Annotated in this window: 16 protein-coding genes; all 16 read left to right on the top strand. The window is 45.0% G+C overall.

The window, feature by feature from the left end:
• Positions 1-16: 16 nt before the first annotated feature.
• The 16 genes from essC to feoB all read left to right on the top strand — a co-directional run bounded on the left by essC (position 17) and on the right by feoB (position 17,701).
• On the top strand, positions 17-4,411 hold the full coding sequence (essC, locus tag GN277_RS19055) for a type VII secretion protein EssC (RefSeq protein ID WP_159752697.1): 4,395 nt from the start codon (positions 17-19) through the stop codon (positions 4,409-4,411).
• A complete protein-coding gene (locus GN277_RS19050) occupies positions 4,389-4,697 on the top strand; it encodes a TIGR04197 family type VII secretion effector (protein ID WP_159752695.1) in 309 nt (102 codons plus the stop codon). Before essC ends, GN277_RS19050 begins: the two co-directional genes overlap by 23 nt.
• Positions 4,698-4,709: 12 nt before the next feature.
• Entirely contained in the window at positions 4,710-6,167 is a 1,458-nt protein-coding gene (locus tag GN277_RS19045) for a hypothetical protein (protein ID WP_159752693.1), read from the top strand.
• A complete protein-coding gene (locus GN277_RS19040; RefSeq protein ID WP_159752691.1) occupies positions 6,164-7,000 on the top strand; it encodes a hypothetical protein in 837 nt (278 codons plus the stop codon). Before GN277_RS19045 ends, GN277_RS19040 begins: the two co-directional genes overlap by 4 nt.
• Before the next feature lie 17 nt (positions 7,001-7,017).
• Positions 7,018-7,260: a hypothetical protein gene (locus tag GN277_RS19035; RefSeq protein WP_159752689.1), complete on the top strand. Its 243-nt coding sequence runs from the start codon at positions 7,018-7,020 to the stop codon at positions 7,258-7,260.
• Between the two features lie 158 nt (positions 7,261-7,418).
• Entirely contained in the window at positions 7,419-8,324 is a 906-nt protein-coding gene (gene nadA, locus GN277_RS19030) for a quinolinate synthase NadA (protein WP_159752687.1), read from the top strand.
• Between the two features lie 67 nt (positions 8,325-8,391).
• Positions 8,392-9,645 (top strand): FAD-binding protein, encoded by a 1,254-nt coding sequence (locus GN277_RS19025; RefSeq protein ID WP_159752685.1) that lies wholly within the window; start codon positions 8,392-8,394, stop codon positions 9,643-9,645.
• Between the two features lie 5 nt (positions 9,646-9,650).
• Positions 9,651-10,505: a carboxylating nicotinate-nucleotide diphosphorylase gene (gene nadC / locus GN277_RS19020; protein WP_159752683.1), complete on the top strand. Its 855-nt coding sequence runs from the start codon at positions 9,651-9,653 to the stop codon at positions 10,503-10,505.
• A gap of 49 nt (positions 10,506-10,554) precedes the next feature.
• The gene (locus tag GN277_RS19015) at positions 10,555-11,088 is read left to right on the top strand and encodes a transcription repressor NadR (RefSeq protein ID WP_159752681.1); all 534 of its coding nucleotides are present in this window, start codon (positions 10,555-10,557) and stop codon (positions 11,086-11,088) included.
• Between the two features lie 70 nt (positions 11,089-11,158).
• Complete coding sequence (locus tag GN277_RS19010; protein ID WP_159752679.1) at positions 11,159-11,779, top strand: cytidylate kinase-like family protein; 621 nt, start codon at positions 11,159-11,161, stop codon at positions 11,777-11,779.
• Positions 11,780-11,785: 6 nt separating this feature from the next.
• Positions 11,786-12,628 (top strand): putative manganese transporter, encoded by an 843-nt coding sequence (locus GN277_RS19005; RefSeq protein ID WP_159752677.1) that lies wholly within the window; start codon positions 11,786-11,788, stop codon positions 12,626-12,628.
• 111 nt (positions 12,629-12,739) lie between these two features.
• Positions 12,740-13,339: a DUF6465 family protein gene (locus GN277_RS19000; RefSeq protein WP_159752675.1), complete on the top strand. Its 600-nt coding sequence runs from the start codon at positions 12,740-12,742 to the stop codon at positions 13,337-13,339.
• A gap of 93 nt (positions 13,340-13,432) precedes the next feature.
• Positions 13,433-14,263 (top strand): hypothetical protein, encoded by an 831-nt coding sequence (locus GN277_RS18995; protein ID WP_159752673.1) that lies wholly within the window; start codon positions 13,433-13,435, stop codon positions 14,261-14,263.
• Between the two features lie 155 nt (positions 14,264-14,418).
• Complete coding sequence (locus GN277_RS18990) at positions 14,419-15,252, top strand: PHP domain-containing protein (protein ID WP_159752671.1); 834 nt, start codon at positions 14,419-14,421, stop codon at positions 15,250-15,252.
• Positions 15,253-15,428: 176 nt separating this feature from the next.
• Positions 15,429-15,659: a FeoA family protein gene (locus GN277_RS18985; protein WP_159752669.1), complete on the top strand. Its 231-nt coding sequence runs from the start codon at positions 15,429-15,431 to the stop codon at positions 15,657-15,659.
• Positions 15,656-17,701 carry a ferrous iron transport protein B gene (feoB, locus tag GN277_RS18980; RefSeq protein ID WP_159752667.1) on the top strand — a complete coding sequence of 682 codons (2,046 nt, stop codon included), beginning with the start codon at positions 15,656-15,658 and terminating at the stop codon, positions 17,699-17,701. Before GN277_RS18985 ends, feoB begins: the two co-directional genes overlap by 4 nt.
• Positions 17,702-17,815 lie beyond the last annotated feature (114 nt).

Genomic DNA, 17,815 nt, shown 5'->3' with positions numbered 1-17,815 from the left:
GGCAGGAGGTTTGTTTATGAAGTATCTGCTTACACAGACCAAAGACGGCTATTTTGAGTATCCGGTACCGGAAAATGTGAAGAAGTATAAGGAAAATATTTGGCTATTTCGAGACGGAAGACAGATATTCCTGCTTGGCGGGGAAGAACATATATTTAAACGCAGGGCATGTGTCACTATATCCCCAGGCAGGGAGGCGTTATTACAGGTACATGGGCTGAAAAGCCGTTTTTATATCAAGGGAATGCAGCTATTTGCCGAGGTGAGAGGAGAAGATCATCTGTATTTGAATCAGAGGCAGCTTTTGAAGGATTCCATATTGCAGACGGGAGACATTCTGTTTTTAAAGAATGTAAAGATCGTGGTGTGGGAAGAATGGATTTCGGTTAAGGGGGCTTTTACCGCCTATACAACGCAGCTTTTGGAATGTTCTCTGCCGCAGAAGCCGGAGGATTTTCCTGTCTATAAACGTTCTCCAAGGCTTCTTAAACGACCGTCTGACGAAAGATTTTTGATTGAGCTTCCAAAAGAAGAAGAAAAAGGGAAGAAAAGGGGATTATTCATGGCTGTATTGCCGCCTTTGGCAATGACGGCAGTAACCCTTGGCATCGGATTATTGATGGGGCGGGGAATGTATCTGTTGGTTTCTTCGGCAGCGACAGGGATGACAGCAGTATTTTCCGCAGCTCAATATGTGGAGGAAAAAAGGGAGAGAAAGAAAAAGAATAAAGAGCAGGAAGAACGTTATATGAGGTATCTGTGGCGCAGACAGAAGGAGATTGCAGCAGTCTATGAGCGTGAGCAGGAGGTGTATGCTTATCAATATCCAGATGTCAGCGATTTAGCAAGAATGGTAGGAGAATATGACAGCCGGATTTATGAAAGGCTTGCTTCAGATGATGATTTCCTGACTCTGTCGGCCGGCCGATTTTGGGGAAGGACAGGATTTCAGATTGAAGGGAAGGAGACAGCCTGGGATGCAGAAGGAGATAGGCTTACAGAGGCGGTTAAAAGACTTCGGAAAAGATATTCTATGATTGAACGGCCAAGAGTCATTGATTTGAAAAAGGCGCATCTTGGGATACTTGGAGAGAAGGGGGCTTTACATCAGCAGATAAAGATACTGACAATCCAGATTGCATTCTTCCACAGTTATCATGATCTTCGGATGATCGTCGTCTATGACGAGGAATACGAGGAGGAGTTTTCATGGATGCGCTGGCTTCCCCATATGCGTATTCCGTCCATGAATGTATTAGGGATGGTCCACTCAGAGAGAACCAGGGAGATTGTGCTTGGGGGAATGGCCCAGATATTAAAAGAACGCAGGGAGGGAAAGGAGGAACTGCAGCATCTGCCCCATTACCTGTTTCTTGTGGATGAGCCTTCTTTGATCGTGAACCATGGGATTATGGAATATCTGGCCATGAATGGAGAAGAACTGGGCTTTTCTATGATTTACACAAGCGATATACGCGCTAATCTTCCGGAATATATTGGGACGGTTCTAGTGTTAGAGAGCTTTAGGGAGGGAACGCTGCTTTTGGATGTAAGAGAGTACGTGAAGCAAAAGCTTAGTCTGTATATGGCAGAGAAAATTGATTTTGAATGGATGGCAAGAGACCTAAGTGTGCTAAAGCATGAGCAGGGAGCAGCCAGCTTTATCCCTAAAAAGGTCAGTTTTTTTCAGCTATATGGGATTGTACATCCAAGAGAGCTTAATGTCCGAAGAAGGTGGAGGGAGAGTCAGTCCCACAAGTCGCTGTCCGTTCCGATTGGAATGCGCTCAGCAGGCGACATCTTGTATCTCAACCTTCATGAGAAGGCGCATGGCCCTCACGGAATCGTGGCGGGAACCACAGGCTCTGGAAAATCGGAGCTGCTCCAGAGTTATATTCTGTCATTGGCCGTGAATTTTCATCCCCATGAAGTAGGGTTTTTACTGATTGATTACAAGGGAGGAGGCATGGCGAATCTGTTTCGGCGGCTTCCCCATCATCTGGGAACCATCACGAATCTGGACGGACCAGGGAGTATGAGGGCATTGATTTCTGTGAAGGCCGAGTTGTCCCGAAGGCAGCGGATATTCAGAAGTTTTCAGGTCAACCATATTAACGGATACATGCGGTTATTTAAGGAGGGACAGGTCTTAGAGCCAATCCCGCACATCTTCATCATCAGTGATGAATTTGCGGAATTAAAAAAGGAACAGCCGGATTTCATGAAAGAGCTTGTTACTGCGGCACGTATTGGAAGAAGCCTTGGTGTTCACCTTATTTTGGCGACGCAGAAGCCGGCCGGTGTGGTAGACGAGCAGATTGTCAGCAACAGCAGATTTAAACTCTGCATGAAGGTTCAGAGTGAAAATGACAGTAAAGAGATTCTTGGGACAGGGGATGCGGCAGGCATCACTCTGCCTGGAAGGGCATATCTTAAGGTTGGAAATAATGAGATTTATGAGTTATTCCAGTCAGCTCTAAGCGGTGAGGCATATAGAGAGGGAAGTGAAGAAGACAGGGCAGATGACGACCATGTCTGTGTGGTCAATAGCTTGGGACAAGGGGAATTACTTGACCAGGACTTAAGCGGCAGCAGGGAAGAATACCAGGCGCGTAAGACACAGCTTGAGGTGGTAATTGAGTATATTCGTAAGGAGGCTGTAAAAAATGAGATTGAAGAGGTGAAAAGTCCATGGCTGCCGCCACTTGGCAGGATACTTCTTAGCCCCTATGTAAATAAGGGCAGTAAGATGAAAAAGGGAATAGTGGGAGATAAAAGGGAAAGAGCCGGTGAGGAATCAGAGGCTTCAGGAGGAAAAGAGGATCGGAATATATGGGTGCGGATTGGGAAAATGGATTTGCCTGAACAGCAGGAGCAAAAGGAGTTAGAGCATGATTTTGAAAAAGAGGGGAATCTGTTATATGTGGCGTCCCCAGGCTTTGGAAAGACTGTATTTTTGACAACAGTACTGACAAGCCTTGCAATTTCCTATGATGTAGACGACTTGCATTTTTATATTCTGGACTATGGGAATCATGGATGTCTGCCTTTAAAGGAAATACCTCATACGGCGGAATACATTTCTCTTGCCGATGAAGAACGATACATAAAGTTTAAGAAGCTTATGACAGAAGAACTTGCAGCCAGAAAAAAGTTGTTTGCGAAATACGCGGCTCCTTCAATGGAAGCATATGGGGAAATGTCGGGGAAGCCCTTAAGCTTTTTGATTGTGGCGGTGGATCAGTTTGACGTTGTGAAAGAGGCAGGAATTGAGGAGGAGGAGTTCTTTACAAAACTTACGCGGGATGGCGCCGGTCTTGGAATCTATACGATTGTTACTGCGGTAAGAGTAAATGCAATTCGACAGGCAACGTTGATTAACTTCAAAAAAAAGATAGCAGGCTATGTATTTGATGAGAATGAAGCAGTTTTGACAGTGGGAAGATCAGCTTTGAAACAGACGGAGATCAAAGGCCGTGTGCTGGTAAGCGGCGAACTTGTACATGAAGCGCAGATTTATGCCATGGTTCCCTGTAAAGACAAAGCAGCATACAGTAAGAAATTGAAAAATTTGATTCAGGAAATTAGAAAAGAGGCTCATGGAAAAGAAGCGCCCCATATTCCTGTACTGCCCCAGGTATTTTTCTCATACATGTTAAAGGAATACGCAGACCAGGTTCAGGGGTACCTGGTGGGGTTAGACGTGGAGGAGGTGACAGCGAGAGGGTTTCATTCATCGGCAGGCATGTTTGTTATCATAGGAAATACAGGGACAGGAAAGACGAATATATTGCGAGTGCTGGCAGACCAGGCGGTTTCCCAGGGCAGAACCTATATATTTGACGGAAAAGGAATGGAATTATATTACTACCGTCAGGCGTCAAATGTCTTATATGTGGAAGGGAAAAAAGAGACAGAAGGTTTTATAACAGAGATGTCAGATGAGCTTGAGTGCAGGAGAAGGTTAGTGAAAAAGAAGCTGAAAGAGTGTTCGGGAGTAAGTCCAAAGAAGCTGGCAGAGGAATTGCCGGTTTGTACCATTCTGATTGATGATTTGGAGGATTTTACTGAGCTGCTTGGCGCAGATACAGACAGAGCGGCTTGTATGATCAGGGAGGGCTTGACGCTTGGAATTGTTTGTATTATAACGGTCCACGCCGCAAAATCCAGGGGAATGAGCGGAATGGATAAGCTAGTTCGTCAGGCGTCAAACGGGCTTGTGTTAAGCTCCCAGGGAGTTGTGCCAATCTTTCCTGTTCCAAGTATGCGTGAATATCCCAGGTCAGGGGAAGGGCTGCTGTTTAAAAACGGTGTCTATCGGCGGGTTTGCCTTCCAAGGTATGCTCAGGGCAAAGAATTTGAGGGTGACAGAGAGGAGAAGCAGGAAAATGGCAGAGGGAATACATATTAATCATGAAAAAGCGAAGGAAGATGCAATGGGAGTAAAAAGCGCTGCGGTTTATCTGCAAAGTGTACCGCTAGTTCCCCAGGATATGCGGACGACTCTTCCTGCCAACGCTAAGGGAAAGAGGGCATATAGCAGGGCACAGGACGAAATCTTCCGTCTTGGAACGCTGCTTGATTTGGAGGCAGAAAATATCAGGAGTCTAAATGTGGCATTTGAAGAGTTTGACAGGATGCTGGGGGAATTTGAGAAAAACGGAAGCAGGTATCCTGTGATTACAGTAAGACCATAGGAGGTGCATTTTATGCAGAGAAGTGATTATCTGAATCCTGAAGCCATGAAAAATCAGTGTATGAAAGCAGTACGCCGTATGAAAGAGGACGGTAAGGCCCTAAAGACTGCCGGCAATAGTATTATGCAGTTTGCCCAGGACAGGGAGATTGAGAGCGAATCTTTTGAGGCTTTAAAGCAGCAGCTTGAGGATTATAAGATTATCCTTGAGGCCATGGAGATTGCCAATGGTGCGGATGCGGCAGACTTTCAAAGCCTTAGTGAGCTTGTGGGCAGCGAGACGCTGGATGGGGAGAATATATTTCGTCAGATGGAGAATGCCTTAAACATGAAAGAAAGCTATCTGGCGGGTGAGGCTTTGTACAGAAACCGGATGGCAGTCACACAGGAGGCTTTTTCCCAGGCATATTATGGATTTAAAGCAAATCAATATAGCCGTTTGGCAGAAAACAGCCAGAGATTATATGAGCGCTGGAGAGAGAAGACGGAAATATTTGATGAGATAGGGGCAAGAACCAGCCATTTGTTTACAGACAGTGAAGGAATCAGCGGTTGGATACAAACGGGCTTGTCACAGATGACGGGCGCATTTCAAAAGGGAGCCTATATGCCGCAGCAAAACAGTATTTGGAGAAGGCAGATTAAAAATGCGGGCGTTCGTCTGGCAATGGGATTTGGGGATAAGGGAGGAGAGCAGAATGGACCTTATACCTTGTGGAGAAGGGGGATGGCGTCTGACCGAGAATTTATCCGAGAGATTGTCCATGGCTATGAGGAGTATGAGAATTATTCTGACGAAGAAATTGAGGATTTATTGATAAAGTTAAACAGCGAGGGGTGCGGATATGTGGCCTTTGCCAATATTATTGTGGATGAATACAGGAGAAAGGAGGATGAGTTTGAAACGCTCTTTGGATTTCCCCTCTTTTTAGAAAATCGAAGCGGCACTACATATGTAAACTATAACCGGCTGATTGTAGATCTTTACTGTGCCAGTGACAACCATAGAAAGGTGTGGAATATGTGGCAGGACTATGATATCTATGATGAGGAGGAAGATCCTTCGGTGACCATAGGATGGGGGACGACAATGGAGGACAGGGTGTATCGTTTTGAGAGATATATGGCAGGGTATGGGAAAAAAGTGAAGATTGAGAATATAAAATGCCAGACAGACGAGGTATATCTAAGATGTAAAGAGGAAGCCGAACTGGGGAATCGGGTTATCATTAGTACGTGTCCGGTAAGGATGGAGGATGCACAAGGGGAGCCTGTTCAAATGGACGGAGGCCATGCCATGGTTGTGACAGGGCTTACCGATGACGGAAGAATCCAGGTGTCGTCCTGGGGAGAACTCTATTATATTTCTCCGGAGGATTCGGATTTTATATCTCCAGAGAAGAACCGCTTAAGAGATGCATATATCAGAATTCAGTCTGTTCGGTTTGAGAATATAGGTGAACTGCAATGAAAAGAAGAACCGTCGTACTTTGGGGAATATTGTTTATCCTGTTTTTATGTGTAATCGGATGGTTAAGCTTGTGTGAGCGTCAAAAAGAAACGGTAACAAAATGGGAATATGAGGAAAAGGAGAAAGAGATGCGTCAAGATTTGTTTGATGGCGGTGTATATGTACCGACTCCAAAGGAGGTATGGGAAAATCCATACATTTATCGTTATAATCATAAGCTGTGTAAAGAAAAGGGACTGATAAAGGGGGAAAGCCTTGATGTGTATTATCTGTGTCTACAGGCAATATACAGAGCCAATCTGGATGCACTTCTGTTGAAGGAACTGGATATTGGGAAATTGGAGGATGAGCTTAAGAAGAGTAGTCTGGGATTTGCAAGCAGGAGGCAGAGGGAGCAGGAGTTGTATGAGAAAGAATCTACCATGAGGCTTGAGTTTATCTGGCTTAGGAATAATCTTTATATCGAGTATCTGAAGGAAGATCAGATAGAACTTTTGAAGGAGAAACTGTATAGTGGTAAGCCCTTTGTGACGGACGAGCTTCAGAAGATGGTTGAGAAGACCTGCCAGGAGGTAATCAGGGTCAGGAATCCGAAGGATTGGGAAGACAAAAGGAGATTTTTATATTCAGAGGTTCAAGGAAGAAAACCGGTGATTCCCAATCAGGCGCTGGTATTGGAGATAGCGAATGTTATGGAATATGACGCATCCGGCAATCTTCTTTTGAATGAGCATATGACAGAGAAATGTGAATATTTGGATAAAGTCAAAGGGGAGAAGGAAAAAGAGTATTCTGATATATTGGGAATGGAGGTTTATATTCTCCTGGCTTAGAAGGAGGCAGTTTATTTGTGGGAAGGGCAGAAGAATTAAAGAAGAATCAAAAAATTTGGCAGGAGGAATGTATACAAGAGCGAAGGAAGGCTCTAAAGGAGGAGGAAGATGAAGACAGAGCAATGAATGATTATGAATTAAGGCTAGAATATATGCTTGAAGACTGCACAGAATCAGACCGATGTATTTGTGAATTAATCGATGAGCAGCGGGGATTGCTGAATAAACTGCGTATGAGAAGGATAGAACTGTTTCTGTAAACCACAGGTAGGCGTATTGTCATAGTTACTGTGAACACCATGGGTGAGAACACTAACTTGTCATATGTTTGTAAGTGTATTTGTAAATTCATATGTCTTGTCATATGTACCATACAGTGATATAATAGTGTTAGTTTGGAAAAAGGAGACAAGATGTCATGAATATTACAGAAGAAATCCAGGAGCTAAAAAAAGAGAAGAATGCGGTCATCCTGGCACACTATTATGTAAATCCTGAGATTCAGGAGATTGCGGATTATGTAGGAGATTCTTACTATCTAAGTAAGGTTGCGGTAGATTTAAAAGAGCAGACGATTGTGTTCTGCGGGGTATCCTTTATGGGGGAGAGCGCAAAGATTCTGAATCCAAAGAAGCTGGTGCTGATGCCGGATGCTTCTGCGGATTGTGCAATGGCGCATATGGCCGATGCTGAGACAATAAAGAGGATGCGGGAAGAATACGAGGATCTGGCAGTCGTTTGCTATATTAATTCTACAGCCGAGTTAAAGAGACACTCCGATGTCTGCGTGACTTCGGCAAATGCAGTAAAGATTGTGAAAGCGCTTCCAAATCAGAACATTTTCTTTATACCAGACAGGAATCTTGCACATTTTGTGGCAAAGCAGGTGCCGGAAAAGAATTTTGTGTATAATGAAGGGTATTGTCCGGTTCATGAAGAAATACAGGTTAAGGAGATTCAGAAGGAAAAAGAGCTGCATCCCAATGCAAAGATTCTGACCCATCCGGAATGTCCTAAGGCAGTACGGGATATGTCGGATTATATTGGAAGCACATCAGGAATCATAGCTTATGCAGGGAAGGATGACTGCCAGGAGTTTATTATTTGTACAGAAAATGGAGTCCGATTTGAGCTTGAAAGACAGAATCCAGAAAAGAAGTTTTACTTTACAGAGACGGAGCCAGTTTGCCATGATATGAAGAAGATTACGCTTATGAAGGTCAGGGATGTCTTGAAAAATGGCGGAAATGAGATTCAGGTTACAGAAGCGCTTCGAGAGGGTTCGGTAAAACCTCTTGAGAAGATGTTAGAGCTTGCAAAGTAATATTTGCAAAGAAGGCAAGCTGTAAAAACTTTGTTGTTTTGCAGTTTTCCGACGGAGGACGAAAAAAATGGATATACATACAGATGTTGTGATAGTAGGATGCGGAGTCGCCGGTCTATACAGTGCGTTGAAGCTTCCAAGGGATATGCAGATTGTGATGCTTACGAAATCAGATGCCGAAAGCAGCGATTCCTTTCTTGCCCAGGGCGGAATCTGTGTACAGAGAGATGACGAGGACTATGACAGTTATTTTGAAGACACAATGAAGGCAGGGCATTATGAGAACCGCAGGGAATCGGTGGATATTATGATTCGAGGCTCCAGGCCAGTGATTCAGGATCTGGTTGAGTACGGGGTCAGATTTGAACAGGAGGACGGAGAATTCGTCTATACCAGAGAAGGCGCACATTCCAGGCCGCGGATTCTGTTTCATGAGGACATTACAGGGAAAGAGATTACCGGTACGCTGCTTAGCCGAGTGAGAGAGCTTCCCAATGTGACGCTTTATGAATATACTGCGATGACGGATATCATAGTAGAGGACGGCGCATGCAGGGGCGTTCTGGCTGAGGATGTAAGGGATATTTGGAAGGATGCAAAGGAGGAGGAGTTCTCCCCAAAGCATACGTTGGAAACAAGCATCACGTGGTATGACAGAAAGGAATATAGCATATATGCCAGGTATACGATTCTGGCGACAGGAGGCATTGGCGGCAGTTACCAACATTCTACGAATTATCCCCATCTGACAGGCGACGCGATTGAGATTGCGAAGGTTCACGGGATACGTCTGGAGAATCTGGATTATGTACAGATACATCCTACGACCCTCTATTCTGAAAAGCCAGGACGAAGGTTTCTGATTTCCGAATCAGTTCGGGGAGAGGGGGCTGTGCTGTATAATGGGAAGAAGGAGAGGTTTGTGGATGAACTGCTTCCAAGGGATGTAGTAACGAAAGCGATTCGTGAACAGATGAAAGCAGAAGGTACAGACCATGTTTGGCTTTCTATGGAGCCCATAAAAAAAGATAAGATTCTGAAACATTTTCCCAATATCTGCCAGCATTGTCTGGAGGAGGGATATGATGTGCTGAAGGAATGGATTCCGGTAGTGCCTGCACAGCATTATTTCATGGGTGGCATCTGGGTGGATTCCCACAGCAGAACGTCTATGGAGAAGCTTTATGCAGTAGGTGAAACCAGTTGTAACGGTGTCCATGGCGCGAATCGGCTGGCAAGTAATTCGCTGCTTGAGAGCCTAGTCTTTGCCGGACGGGCCGCTCAAATGATTATAGACACAGATAGGACGAAAGGAGAATGATAAAAATGAATAAGATAACAATGACTCTTCAGGCAGATCAACTAATATTGGAGGCTCTGAGAGAGGATATTTCCAGTGAAGACGTGACGACCAATTCCGTAATGAAGGAGGCGGTAGAAGGAGAAGTAGACCTGATTTGTAAACAGGATGGGATTATAGCGGGGCTGGAGGTATTTGAGAGAGTATTCAAGCTTCTGGCTCATGATACAGAGGCAGAGTTCTACTGCAAAGATGGGGATGAGGTGAAGAACGGGCAGTTGATGGGCAAGGTGAAGGGAGATATTCGTGTGCTCTTGTCCGGTGAACGGGTTGCGCTTAACTATCTTCAGCGTATGAGCGGAATCGCGACCTACACTCATTCTGTAGCAGAGCTTCTTAAGGGAAGCAAAACCAAGCTTTTGGATACCAGAAAAACCACGCCTAATATGCGAATCTTTGAGAAGTACGCAGTCCGCGTCGGCGGAGGATATAATCACAGATATAATCTGTCGGACGGCGTGCTTCTGAAGGACAACCATATCGGCGCGGCAGGAAGCGTTACGAAAGCAGTACAGATGGCAAAGGAGTATGCGCCTTTTGTCAGAAAGATTGAGGTAGAGGTAGAGAATTTTGATATGGTTAAGGAAGCCGTAGAGGCAGGTGCAGATATTATTATGCTGGATAACATGTCTGCCGAGGAGATGCAAAGAGCGATTAGCTTTATCGACGGGCGGGCCGAGACGGAATGTTCGGGAAATGTGACCAAGGAGAATATCGGACGTCTGGTGTCTCTTGGAGTGGATTATATTTCCAGCGGTGCATTGACTCACTCCGCGCCCATATTGGATATATCTTTAAAGAACCTTCATGCCTTGTCATAATCCGGAGGTTAGGTACAGAGTATTCATATCTTGAAGGAGGAGAGGGGTCATGACAGGTTTGGACAGAAGAGAGGATGTCATCTTGCAAATACAAAGGAGTACATGTCCGCTATCGGGTACGAAGCTGGCTGCTCTTTATCACGTGAGCCGGCAGGTGATTGTTCAGGATATCGCGCTGCTGCGTGCTGCAGGATATGATATTATCTCCACAAACAGGGGATATATACTGAATACAGCAAAGGCGGCAAGCAGGGTTTTTAAGGTACAGCATACGGATGAACAGCTTGAGGATGAACTGTGCTCGATCATAGACTTAGGGGGAATGGTGAAGAATGTAATGATCAACCATCGTGTATACGGGCATATTGAGGCAGAATTAAATATTGATTCCCGCAGAAGAGTTGCTGAATTCATGGAGGATATCCACAGTGGTAAATCCAGCCCTCTTAAAAATATTACATCCAATTATCATTACCATAAGATCCTTGCTGACAGGGAGGAGACTCTTAATCTGATTGAAGGTATGCTGAGGGAGAAGGGGTATTTGATTGAGACAGAGAATGTCCGCATGACAGAACAATAAACATAACAATTTTTGGAATTTTATTGGAAAAAAGAGGTATAATGTAAATAGCAGGAAGGGAGGATGTAAAATGGCAGGACATAAGATTATTACCATTGGACGCCAGTTTGGAAGCGGCGGGCATGAGATTGGCAATATGCTTGCTACAAGGCTTGATATTCCGTTGTATGACAATAATCTGGTGAGAATGGCGGCTGAAAAGCTTGATATCAGGGAGGAGACGGCAAGGGCGGTAGACGAGACGACGCTGAACAGTTTCCTCACAGGATATGTGATTGCGCCGATGGAGTACAGGGATTCGATCCGGTCAGATGAGTACACACAGCCTTTGAATGAGCAGGTGTATGAATTGCAGGCGGAGATTATCCGCAAGCTTGCTGGCAGAGGCCCTTGTGTGATTGTAGGAAGATGTGCCAGCTACATCCTGAAAGATACGCCTAAGTGTCTGGATGTATTTATCTGTGCAGAGTTGGAGGACAGAATCCAAAGGATTGCAGACAGATATGACTTGTCTGAGAAAAAAGCGGCAGACAAGATTAAGAGAATAGACCGTGAGCGGAAATATTATTATGAATCCCACACAGGGCTTGAGTGGGGAAGTCCATTATCCCACCAGCTTCTTTTGAATGTAAGCAGACTCGGAATGAAGGAAACTTCTGATGTGCTTGAGATGATGTATCGGGGAGAATAAAGGTAGATGATTGGAGATATTCTGGCAGATACCAGTATGGATTGCCTGAAGATGCTGCCATACTTGTTTGTGGCATTCCTTTTGATTGAAGCTTTAGAGAAATATTCCAAAGCTTTTCCGGAGAAGATACTTCTAAGAGTAGGGAAAGCAGGACCGGTGGCAGGAGCGTTATTTGGATGCATTCCTCAATGTGGTTTTTCTATTATGGCGGCGAACTTCTATGCCGGCGGAATCATCTCAGTGGGAACACTCTTGTCAGTCTTTATCGCGACTTCTGACGAGGCAATCCTAATTATGCTAGGCAATCCTGATGGGCTGAGGATTATAGCGCCTCTTTTGGCGGCGAAGGTTTTGATTGCGGTTGTGGCTGGATATTTGACAGACTGGTTTTTAGCTGAGCGAATATCATTGCCAAAGGAAAGTGGAAAACTTCCAAAGGTATGGCAGGAGCATAACGAGGAGAAAGGGATTGTGAGCTCGGCGTGCGGGCATACAGCTAAGCTGTTCTTATATCTCTTTGGATTTACCGGCATATTGAACCTTTGTGTGGAGGTTTTTGGAATAGAGAGGTTGTCAGCCTTCCTTCTAGGGGACAGCATGCTTCAGCCTGTGTTCGCCGCTTTTGTGGGATTGCTTCCGAATTGTGCCGCTTCGGTGCTTCTGACTCAGTTGTATCTTGGAGGGGCCATATCCTATGCTTCAGTGATTGCAGGATTGTGCACAGGTGCGGGCGTCGGCCTGGCGGTATTGTGTAAAGTGAATCAAGACAGATGGGAGAATGTAAGGGTAATCGGAATTTTATTTGCGATTGCTGTAGCCGCGGGCCTCTTTCTTGAGCTTCTTATGTGAAATGTGTACGAAAACACTGTGAAAGCACGATTCTGATTGCATTTCTGGAAGAATGTGTTATAATAATCACGACTCGGTGACGAGGCTTAGGAGAAATTAGGAGGAATTAAAATGGCTACAAGAAGTGCAATATCTGAAACTAAGAAAACCAAAACTGTAAAAAAGACTGGGGAGGAAGCCGTCAAGGAGACACCCGTTACAGTCGGTCAGACAGAGAAAGTTAAGTCTGAGACAGAGAAAGCAGAACCAGCAGAAAAGCCAGTGAAAGCTGCAGCTAAGCCGGTTGAGGCTGCTGCAGAGAAGAAAGAAGAAACAAAAGCGCCTGAGAAGAAGACACCTGAGAAGAAGACATCCGCAAGAGCGACCGTAAAGAAGGAAACAACGGCAAAAAAAGCGACGACAAAGAAAGAAACGACGAAGAAGGAGACGACAGCAAAGAGAGCAGCGGCAAAGAAGGAGACTGTAAAGAAGGAAACAACCACAAAGAGGACGGCCTCCAGAAAAGCTCTTAAAGTGAATGCGATCGTTGAACACTACGGAAAACAGATTAGTGAGCAGGATATTATTGAGAATGTCAAGAGAGCGTGGACAAATTCCGGCAAAGCTGAGAAGGATATTAAGTCGATGGAATTATATATTAAGCCTGAGGAAAATGCCGTATATTATGTTGTGAATGAGACGGAGACAGGGGCAGTTGCGTTGTACGAATAGGGATGGAAAAAGACTGTTGCATGGGGGTGCGGCAGTTTTTTTGGATATAATATATTAGGAGCCGTGTTATTTAAGTCAAAGGAGACGAAGGATATGGATCAAGCGTGGATGATGGGAATAAATTTGCCGATGATATCTGACGGGCAGGCGGATTTGGTTCTGTCAAGAATCATGCAGATGGCGGTAGTAATACAGATTGTAATGCTTATTGTCGGTGTTTTAATCTGCTGCTTTGGACTCAAGCTGGTAAGAGTGCTGTCAGTGTTTGCAGGCCTGGTAATCGGGAGTGGGATTGGTACAGGGGCTGCTCTTGGATTGGGATTTTCCGGAACTATGATACCGGTTACAATATTGCTCTGTACGGTTGTTATGGCTGTATTTTGCTGTGGGGTGCGCAAGCTTGGTATCTTTTTTGTAGTTCTTTTGCATACGACAGGCATTGCTGCATCGTTGCTTCTGCCTGGAATCAAAGATATCACCCAGGCAATGATTGTACTTGGAGTCAGTGTTTTTGCGGCGCTTTTGATGGCGGTGTTTGCCGTGATAAAACCAGAGCTGGTGGTAGTTATCATTACAGGTATATCAGGAGGATTATCGGTGGGAACTGCCGCCGCAGCCTTACTGGGTATTACAGGAAATATCTGGGTGGGTTATGGAATCAGCGCGGCAGCGGCATTTATCGGAATCTGGATTCAGTTCATGATGCAGTCCCGTAAGATTGGAAAGAATGAAAGAGTATATGCAGAACGGATGAAGGGGCAGGTTTCCAGAGAATCAGAGGTAGAGAAGGCCAGAAGGATTCTGGAGGAGGAAGATGAAGAAACGGAAAAACCAAAGAGCAGTAAGGCTGTCCGTAAGAGCAGTAATGACGATAATGATGACGATGATGACGATGATGATATTACGATTATCACGATGTCCTGAAAAGGTGAAGGGAATGTTACTGTGAACACCATGGGTGTGAAATAACAAGGGAATTTCCACCATCCATGTTCAGTCTGGTTGTATTTTGGAGTAGATGTGATATAATAGTAAATATATTAGACTCAGAGGAACATGAATGAAGGAGGCCTTAGTGTATGAAGATTGATATGCATTGTCATGTGAAAGAGGGCTCTATCGACAGTAAAGTAGGTCTGGATGAATATATCACGAAGCTTAAGGAACACGGATTTGAAGGAATGTTAATCACAGACCATGATACTTACAAAGGATACCGCCATTGGAAATATCATATGAAGGGGAAGGTTCACGACGATTTTGTAGTGTTAAAAGGGATTGAATATGACACCTGCGACGCAGGACATATTATCTGTATCATGCCGGAGGGTGTCAAGATGCGTTTGTTGGAGTTAAGAGGACTGCCGGTAAGCGCCCTGATTGATTTTGTTCATCGGCACGGCGGGATTCTTGGTCCTGCACACCCATGCGGAGAGAAATACTTAAGTTTTACGAAGACGAAGAAATTCTACAAATCTCCGGAGATAATCAAGAGATTCGATTTTATTGAGGCTTTTAACGCGTGTGAGCCGGAGGAATCCAACAGGGAGGCAATGAAGCTTACGTTAAAGTATAAAAAGCCGGGGATTGGCGGCAGCGATGCCCATAAGCTGGATTGTGTTTCTCTGGCATATACAGAGCTGCCGGAGAGGATTACCTGCGAGACAGAATTGATTTCCTTGATTCGTAAAAAGGTGCCAATTGGAGTGGGAGGCACCATCTATGGGAAGACGACCAAAGATAAGATTGGGAAGGTCAATAAACTTCTGGTATATTCCTTCTGGTTTTACAATAAGGGCGGAGAGCTTTTGAAGCGCCATAAGAGAAAAGTGAAGGGGGAGATTGAGAATCCGGTTGACCCCATTGACCCCATTGAGATTCCTTATTTGAAGCTGCAGGGGAAGGTTGAGTAAGAATAAAATAGAAAGGCTGTTAAGAATTCTGATTCTTGACGGCTTTTTATTTTGTTTCTTTTTTAAAAATAAGAACGATTTTCAATATACTACACGTTGCTTAATCCGAGAAATGGTGTTATGATAGGATTGTAATAGATAATAAGAATCAATAACATTTACAAGGGGATATACATATGACACTCAAGCAAGGAATGAATCATCTGACGTATCGTGTGGAGTCTATTGATATTGAGCTTAAGTTAGAACGCCGTCTTGAGGCGCTGGGACTAACGGAGGGCTCTCTGATTACAATTCTGAACAATGATAAAAAGGGCTCCCTCACAGCAAAATTCCGCGGCACCCGTTTTGCCCTTGGCAGGCGAATTGCAGACCATATTACAGTTACGGAGGTGCAGATACCATGAGTAAGACAATTAACGTAGGTTTTATCGGTAATCCCAATTGTGGGAAAACCACACTTTTCAACGCATTTACCGGCGCAAATCTAAAGGTTGCCAACTGGCCTGGCGTTACAGTGGAGAAAAAAGAGGGGAAGACCGTCTATGAAGGACAGGAATTCAAGCTCATTGATCTGCCGGGTATCTATAGTCTGACGTCCTATACAATGGAAGAAACTGTTTCACGAGAATGTATCATGAGCGACGAGGTGGACGTGATCGTTGATGTTATCGACGCCTCCTGCTTGGAGAGAAACCTGTATCTTACGCTGCAGCTCATTGAATTGGGGAAACCGGTGGTGCTGGCGCTTAATATGATGGATATTGTGGAGGAGAGGGGCATGGAGATTGATCTCCACCGCCTTCCAGAGATGCTGGGCGTTCCTGCCATCCCTGTATCCGCCCGCAGGAAGACTGGTCTTGCTATTCTGATGCATGCTGTAGCCCACCACAGCCAGTATGCCAAGCAAGGGCCCTTTATCCATCACCATACCGGTAAATCTTCCGCGCATAGGCATAATCACCACGACGAATACGCCATGGTTTACGAAGATGTGATGGAAGACAAGATTGATGTTATCATTGGGCAGCTTACAGAAAAATATCCCGATATTCTTAACAAGAGATGGCATGCCATCAAAATGCTTGAGATGGATAAACAGGTGATGAAAAGCTATCCGCTGGACTTAAAGGACGTGATTGACAGAAGCTATGAGAAGGACATTATTAATCAGAAGTATGATTTTATTGAGGAGGTCATTGACGAGATTCTGGTAAATAAATCCGCGAAGGAAGAATCCACCGACAAGATTGATGGGCTGCTCACACATCGCTGGCTTGGGCTGCCGATCTTTCTTGGAATCATGGCGCTGGTATTCTTTCTGACTTTTACAATCGGGGACTGGCTGAAAGGATATTTTGAAATTGCCCTGGAGGAGATTTCGGGTCTTACTTCTAATGGTCTGAATGTTATCCGCGTAAGTCCAATGCTTCAGTCGTTAATCGTTGACGGAATTATCTCCGGTGTGGGCGGAATCTTAACCTTCCTGCCAAATATCTTTATCCTCTTTCTGGCGCTTGCCTTGCTGGAGGACAGCGGATATATGGCAAGGGTTGCCTTCGTGATGGACGATCTTATGAGCCGCCTTGGCCTTTCCGGACGGGCATTTCTCCCCCTTCTTCTGGGCTTCGGATGTTCGGTTCCGGCTATTATGGCGTCTCGCGCGCTGGAGCATCCCAAAGATCGGTTTAAAACCATATTGGTTACTCCGTTTATGTCCTGTAGCGCAAGGCTCCCAATTTATGTTTTGTTTTCCTCCATGTTTTTTGGGAACTATGCTATGCTTGTCTGCTACTCCATGTACCTTCTTGGAATCATTGTGGCGATTACCACCGCATACATACTGTCCAAGCTTGACGGGAGTAAAGCAGAGCACGCACTCCTAATCGAGCTGCCGGAATATAAGTCTCCCAATGCCCGAACCATTTTCATCTATGTGTGGGAGAAGATCAAAGATTACCTGACCAAAGCCGGAACCGTTATCTTCGTTGCGTCAGTAATCATGTGGGCTCTTTTAAACTTTGGTCCTCATGGGTATGTCACGGATATCACACAGAGCTTTGGCTCGTTAATCGGGAAGGCAATCGTTCCTTTGTTTCGGCCTGCCGGACTGGGATACTGGCAGATTATCGTCGCCTTGATAGCCGGAATTGCCGCAAAAGAAGTGGTTGTATCAAGCTGCAGCGTCTTGTTCGGCATTCAGAATATCACTACAAAAGGTGGCATGGACGCCATGGTCGCTACACTTGGCTCTCTAGGCTTTGGCGCGGCAAACGCTTACGCCCTGATGGTATTCTGTCTGTTGTATGTCCCATGTACCGCGACGATTGCAACCATCCACAGGGAGCTGAAAAGCTGGAGACAAACCTTCGGAATTCTGGTATACCAGATATTGATTGCCTGGGTTATGAGCGTAATTGTTTACCATATAGGGTTGTGCTTCCTGTAATTGTTGGCGGTTTGCCTTGGGACTTCTTCCTCCATATATTTCATCTATTTATTAACTGTAGCTTGACTCATATCTCTATTTGACGGAGAGGACTTTGTGAAGTATACTGTTATT

The sequence above is a fragment of the Sporofaciens musculi genome, assembly GCF_009830285.1.
GTDB classification, from domain to species: domain Bacteria; phylum Bacillota; class Clostridia; order Lachnospirales; family Lachnospiraceae; genus Sporofaciens; species Sporofaciens musculi.
Note: the sequence above shows the minus strand (reverse complement) of the source record. Positions and strands in the feature narration are given on the sequence as shown.